At 31.1% G+C, this 943-nt stretch carries 3 protein-coding genes and 1 pseudogene; all 4 read right to left on the reverse strand.

Going from position 1 to position 943, the window contains the following annotated elements:
• The coding region (locus OYV_RS05690; protein WP_152550847.1) for a hypothetical protein at positions 1–78 on the reverse strand (78 nt) is incomplete at its 3' end.
• A gap of 168 nt (positions 79–246) precedes the next feature.
• The gene (locus tag OYV_RS05695; protein ID WP_236620295.1) at positions 247–390 is read right to left on the reverse strand and encodes a hypothetical protein; all 144 of its coding nucleotides are present in this window, start codon (positions 388–390) and stop codon (positions 247–249) included.
• 52 nt (positions 391–442) lie between these two features.
• Positions 443–745: a hypothetical protein gene (locus tag OYV_RS05460; protein WP_236620296.1), complete on the reverse strand. Its 303-nt coding sequence runs from the start codon at positions 743–745 to the stop codon at positions 443–445.
• Positions 739–943, reverse strand: a pseudogene (locus OYV_RS05465) (glucose-6-phosphate isomerase); the annotation flags it as partial. The gene OYV_RS05460 and the pseudogene OYV_RS05465, both read right to left, overlap by 7 nt.

Genomic DNA, 943 nt, shown 5'->3' on the forward strand with positions numbered 1-943 from the left:
ATAAACTTCTACTTCTACTGTAGGATTTCCTCTGGAATCTAGCACTTCGCGCGCTAAAATACTTTCAATATATGGCATAATTAATACTCCTTTTTTAAATTGGTTTTTAATTATAAAATGAAAAATAAAATAACTTTTGTTTGTGGGACAAATAGTTAAATTTACTAACCATAAATATTATAATGGTTTTTTGCTAAAAAATGTATTTTAATGTGTAATAAATGAATATTTTTGTAATAATTGCAATTATGACTTTAATAAAGCAAACATTTTTTGTTTGTATATTTCTACTCCGGGTTGATTAAAAGGTTTAATTCCTAACAACAAACCTGACATTGCACAAGCTTTTTGGAAAAAATACGCTAAATATCCAAAATGATATGCATCCAAAGTAGGAATGACAATTTCTAAATTAGGAACTTTGCCTTCAATGTGGGCTTGTTTAGTGGCTTGAAGAATTTTTTTGATTAATTTGTGAATAAGTTTTTCCAGCTACATAATTAAGATTATCAAGTTCGTTTGGAATGTGAGGAACAACGCAATCATCTTTTATTGATGTAACATTTAAAACTGTTTCAAAAAGCATTTTGGTGCCTTCTTGGATAAATTGCCCTAAGGAATGTAGATCAGTAGAATTGTTGGTGGCTCCTACAAAAAGCCCTTTTTCTTCTTTGTCCTCAGATTCAGCAAATAATTGTTTCCACCATTCCGAAAAAGAAAGGAGATGCGGTTCGTAACTTACCAATAGTTCCATTTTTTGTTTTGTTGGATGTGAAGCAAATACCTTGCTAAAGCGTACTGATAGGCTTGATTTTGAAAAAGGTCTTCTTGAAAAGTGTCGTGATAAGCTTGCAAAGCACCTTTCATCATTGAGACAACATCTAAATTAGCAAAAACAAAAGGAAGGATGCCTACGCTTGTAAAAACACTAAATCTTCCACCC

Origin of the sequence: 'Chrysanthemum coronarium' phytoplasma (genome assembly GCF_000744065.1) — a bacterium.
GTDB classification, from domain to species: Bacteria; Bacillota_I; Bacilli_A; order Acholeplasmatales; family Acholeplasmataceae; genus Phytoplasma; species Phytoplasma asteris.